4 protein-coding genes and 4 tRNA genes are annotated in these 4,876 nt (G+C 44.1%); 1 reads left to right on the top strand and 7 read right to left on the bottom strand.

The genetic code is table 11. The annotated features are described in order from the left end of the window. Positions 1-207: 207 nt before the first annotated feature. The 7 genes from JCM19039_RS21130 to pdxS all read right to left on the bottom strand — a co-directional run bounded on the left by JCM19039_RS21130 (position 208) and on the right by pdxS (position 2,764). A tRNA-Ile gene (locus tag JCM19039_RS21130) sits at positions 208-284 on the bottom strand. A gap of 11 nt (positions 285-295) precedes the next feature. Continuing rightward, a tRNA-Gly gene (locus JCM19039_RS21135) sits at positions 296-369 on the bottom strand. 29 nt (positions 370-398) lie between these two features. Then, positions 399-475, bottom strand: a tRNA-Pro gene (locus JCM19039_RS21140). 165 nt (positions 476-640) lie between these two features. Further along, positions 641-717, bottom strand: a tRNA-Arg gene (locus tag JCM19039_RS21145). A 109-nt stretch (positions 718-826) separates the two neighbouring features. Then, positions 827-1,216, bottom strand: a complete 390-nt coding sequence (locus JCM19039_RS21150; RefSeq protein WP_152550316.1) for a hypothetical protein — start codon at positions 1,214-1,216, stop codon at positions 827-829. A 100-nt stretch (positions 1,217-1,316) separates the two neighbouring features. After that, entirely contained in the window at positions 1,317-1,877 is a 561-nt protein-coding gene (gene pdxT / locus JCM19039_RS21155) for a pyridoxal 5'-phosphate synthase glutaminase subunit PdxT (protein WP_042431087.1), read from the bottom strand. Next, positions 1,877-2,764: a pyridoxal 5'-phosphate synthase lyase subunit PdxS gene (gene pdxS / locus JCM19039_RS21160; RefSeq protein ID WP_042431090.1), complete on the bottom strand. Its 888-nt coding sequence runs from the start codon at positions 2,762-2,764 to the stop codon at positions 1,877-1,879. Before pdxS ends, pdxT begins: the two co-directional genes overlap by 1 nt. Before the next feature lie 108 nt (positions 2,765-2,872). On the opposite strand from pdxS, the gene JCM19039_RS21165 reads away from it, so the two are divergent. Further along, positions 2,873-4,270: a PLP-dependent aminotransferase family protein gene (locus JCM19039_RS21165; RefSeq protein WP_042431092.1), complete on the top strand. Its 1,398-nt coding sequence runs from the start codon at positions 2,873-2,875 to the stop codon at positions 4,268-4,270. Positions 4,271-4,876 lie beyond the last annotated feature (606 nt).

Genomic DNA, 4,876 nt, shown 5'->3' on the forward strand with positions numbered 1-4,876 from the left:
ATTTCGCTTATCTTTCATTCAGTTTTCAAAGGGCAATCGTTGCTCTGTCGCTGTTTTGGCGACTTTTCTACTTTACCACCTGGTCAACGTACTGTCAACAACTTTTTCGTGGTGTTTTTTCAGCGTATCGGTTGTTTCCGAAGCGCGAATTTTAATGTAACATTTTCTAACAACCATCGTCAACACTTTACTTCAAAAGTTTTTAGATGGTGGGCCTGAGTGGACTCGAACCACCGACCTCACGCTTATCAGGCGTGCGCTCTAACCAGCTGAGCTACAGGCCCATTTTCTTAAATGGAGCGGGTGATGGGAATCGAACCCACATCATCAGCTTGGAAGGCTGAGGTTTTACCACTAAACTACACCCGCATGAATGTAAGTATGTATTTAGGCAATCATGGTCGGGAAGACAGGATTTGAACCTGCGACCCCTTGGTCCCAAACCAAGTGCTCTGCCAAGCTGAGCTACTTCCCGTTCTTCTTGAAAATGAACGGCGAATCTCTTCGTCATCTGCACTCGTTCGTTCAAGTCGCGTACTGTGTACGCTCACTCTCTCGCTCCCTTGTTTCCTCGACCTTCTTGTTCCTTTCCAAGAAGACCACAGAGCTGAACGGCGAATCTCTATATTAATGAAGAAAATGGCGCGCCCGAGAAGAGTCGAACTCCTAACCTCCTGATCCGTAGTCAGACGCTCTATCCAATTGAGCTACGGGCGCATATGAATGGTGTATGTCATCTTTTCGACATGCATTAATATAGCATGTTGCACAGAAGTTATGCAACCCTTTTCGCGAAATCTAATAATTCCCACACAACATGACTAACCTATTCATCTTCCAACGTGAAGTATTGTTTGAGGAAGTCACGCATGTTTTCATTCCCCCAGTTTGTCATCGAATGGAGCGTATGGGTATCTTCTGTATCCATTATACTACCACCTTCTGGTGTCGTCCAAATATAAAAAGATTCCTCTGGAAACTCAACTTTGAAATGAGGATCAGTCGTATCGACGGCTCCAGGTTGAGCACTACCGCTATTTATCCAGCGTTGCATGGTTCGTAAGACATCACGATCGTCAATTGCTATAGAAGAATCCGGTGCAACATTTTGAAATGACTCCATTTGATGAATAACTGCAGAGTCGGCACTTTCGGTACTTGGCCCACATCCGAGTAGAAACGCAACAGAAATGATTGGCACAAACCACCTTTTCAACATCACCACCTCCTTACATCAAACTGACGTTAACTAGAGACACTCGTTACAAAAACTGCCTCACCGCTCTATAATTTAGTAGCGATGAGGCAGTCAACGTTTACACAGTACATGCATTTTCAACCATTTCCACAAACAATCGGTGCATACTCAAGTCATCTGTGAGCTCGGGGTGGAATGAGCAAGCAAGAAAATTTCCTTCCCGAACAGCGACAGTTTCATCATTATAATTGCTCAATACATCGACGGATGTACCGACAGCTCTGACAAGAGGCGCCCGAATAAATACTGCTTCAACTTCCTCTGTAACACCTTTTACCCGAAGTTTCACTTCAAAACTTTCCCGTTGTCGTCCGAAAGCATTCCGCTCGACTTCCATATCAATGAGACGCAGGTGATCTCTTCCCATTAGTATTAAACCCGCACACGTACCAAACACTGGTTTTTCCGATTGCGCAAATGCTTGCAACGGTTCAAAAAAGTGATATTTGTCAATGAGCCTTCTTACGGCAGTAGACTCTCCCCCAGGAATGATTAACCCTGAGATCTCTTCAAGTTGGCTTACTCGCTTCACAGCGATCGCATTTGCACCACTCTTTTCAATCATGCGAATGTGTTCGTCTACCGCTCCTTGCAAGGCAAGCACACCAATCGTTGACATTACCAACCTCTCTCTTGCATGCGATCTGCAGGTGCCAATGTAGAGATTTCAAGTCCTTTCATTGCAGTACCGAGATCTTTAGAAAGCTCAGCAATGAGCTTGTAGTCTGTAAAGTGAGTGGTCGCTTCAACAATTGCACGGGCAAACTTCTCAGGGTGATCGGATTTGAATATGCCTGATCCGACAAACACACCATCTGCGCCAAGTTGCATCATTAATGCCGCATCCGAAGGAGTGGCAATGCCTCCTGCAGCAAAGTTCACAACAGGTAAGTGGCCTTTTTCTTTAATATCAAGCAACAATTCATACGGCGCACCAATATTCTTCGCTTCTGTCATAATCTCGTCTGTCGACATATTAGCGATTTGCTTGATCTGTGCTTGCATTTTTCTCATATGTCGTACAGCTTCTACGATGTTTCCTGTCCCAGGTTCCCCTTTCGTACGAATCATCGACGCACCTTCGCCAATTCTTCTTGACGCTTCCCCTAAATCTCTTGCACCACATACGAACGGAACAGTGAACTCTCGCTTATTTAAATGGAAAACTTCATCCGCCGGCGTAAGAACTTCACTTTCATCGATATAATCAACGCCCATTGCTTCCAATACACGCGCTTCCACGATATGACCAATTCTTGCTTTCGCCATGACCGGGATCGAAACAGCATTCACTACCTCTTCCGTAATTCTAGGATCAGCCATTCGAGCAACGCCGCCAGCTGCACGAATATCCGAAGGTACTCTTTCTAAAGCCATAACCGCAACTGCCCCTGCTTCTTCAGCAATCTTTGCCTGTTCCGCATTCACAACGTCCATAATGACGCCGCCCTTTTGCATTTGTGCCATTCCTTGTTTCACACGATCTGTACCGACGAACTTATCCATCGTAACGCCTCCATAGTCTGTAAGTAATTGATGCTTCAAAGTATAAAAGACATCTGGTATTGTTATAAGTGTCAGTTTTTTAATTTTTGATGGGGTCAGGTGGAAACGATGGATCAACTTTGGTGTGAACTGGACCGAACAAGCACAACGCCTCTATATGAGCAGCTTTACACACACATAAAAAATGAAATTATTTCCGGCAGAATCGCTTACAACTCAAAACTTCCGTCCAAAAGAAAGCTAGCGACCTTCCTTAAAATTAGTCAGAATACAATTGAAACCGCCTATGAACAGTTACACGCGGAAGGATACATCGCCGTACTTCCTCGCAAGGGATATTTTGTACAAGCATTTGAATCTTTGGAATATGTAGCACCGACCAGCAGTGTAGCCGCATCGTATCCTTCAAAGAAACACGCCCATCGTTACACGTTTCACCCTGCACAGATAGACAGCCGCCAATTTCCTTATGACAAGTGGCGCAAACATTTTAGAAACACGATGGAAGAGACCAATCACGATTTGCTATTGCTCGGTGATGGAAAAGGGGAGCGATCCTTTCGCGAAGAGATTGCCTCTTATCTTTATCATTCTAGAGGCGTTGCCTGCTCCGTTGATCAAATTGTTGTCGGAGCAGGAATTGAAGTGTTAGTTCAACAATTGTTTTTATTGCTCAGCGATGAGCAAACGTTTGGCATTGAAGATCCTGGGTATCAATTAATGCCAAAACTGCTCAAAAATTACGCCCATAAACTCCAACCCATTCCTGTTGACGACAAAGGAATACGTGTGGATGATATTATGGAATCCACAATCGATGTTGTATGCACGACCCCATCCCATCATTTCCCATACGGCTCAGTGCTTTCAATTAATAGAAGAAAGCAGCTACTAGACTGGGCACGAGACAAGAGCGGGCGATACATTATTGAAGATGATTACGATAGTGAATTTCGTTATACAGGGAAAACGATCCCATCTTTGCAAAGCATGGATCAAGACGGCAAGGTAATCTACTTAGGATCCTTTTCCAAATCGTTAATTCCGTCTGCCAGAATTAGTTATATGGTCATGCCGCAGCCACTATCTGACCGTTACGAAAAGGCCTTTTCTGACTATCACTCTACCGTATCAAGAATCGATCAACACGTTCTCACTTCATTCATGAATACGGGTGACTTCGAAAAACATCTCAATCGCATGAGAAAAATCTATCGTCGTAAATTAGATACCGTCATACAATTGCTGCGACCGTACGAGAATACATTGCAAATTATTGGTGAACATTCCGGCTTACACATCGTTCTTGTTATTAAGAATGGCATGACTGAAAATGAACTGGTTGAAGCTGCAGAACGAGAACATTTGAAAGTTTACCCACTCTCCTATTACTCTCTAACCGCACCAGAGTATAAGCATGCTCGAATTGTTTTTGGATTTGGGTCTTTAGCTGAACACGAACTTCCAGACGCACTCTCAAGCCTAATGAAAGCTTGGAACATTTAAAAGATCGCGATCGTGCAGATGTCGCTTAGTTTTTAACCCCGTTATTGGATGGTGTGATATAAAAGACAGCGGCATGAGTCATGCCAAAGACCGTTCGGTTTATCTTCGGCACCGATGGTTCCTAGCACCGGAGGTTTATATGAATGCACAGAGGGATTTCGGTGGAGAAACGAAGCTTCATAGATTAGCTAATATGAGAGGACCTGTGGTACCGCAAAACAATCTAGATCACCATTCACCTAAAAATCTCCAAAATGAAGAACCTTCACCACTGATCGTTCAGCAAATCGCGAAAAAGTTATCTAGATAAAATGTACTTAACATTTTCCTGATTTGCACAGTTAGTTGGTGCTTTCCACTGCAGGCGGATGCTTGCACTCCAGAGAACAAGGGCAACATCGGTGGCCAAAAGACGCCCACCGTGTTTTCTTGACACTCCAGAGCATAAGAGCGACACGATTCACGTTTCTGCCTACTGGCTTCGGTGTACGGAAAGAAGTCCAAATGCCCCATATATTCATTAATGTGACACTTGGGAAAGAAAAATCATCATTTTAAACGTGGATCCGCACATAAACGAAGTCAACGGTCACAAATTGCGATATA

Origin of the sequence: Geomicrobium sp. JCM 19039 (assembly GCF_000698145.1) — a bacterium.
GTDB lineage: Bacteria > Bacillota > Bacilli > Bacillales > Marinococcaceae > Geomicrobium_A.

Coding starts and splice junctions, on each gene's coding strand:
- pdxT (WP_042431087.1), bottom strand. CDS start 1,877: ATGTCAACGATTGGTGTGCTTGCCTTGCAAGGAGCGGTAGACGAACAC.
- pdxS (WP_042431090.1), bottom strand. CDS start 2,764: ATGGATAAGTTCGTCGGTACAGATCGTGTGAAACAAGGAATGGCACAA.
- JCM19039_RS21165 (WP_042431092.1), top strand. CDS start 2,873: ATGGATCAACTTTGGTGTGAACTGGACCGAACAAGCACAACGCCTCTA.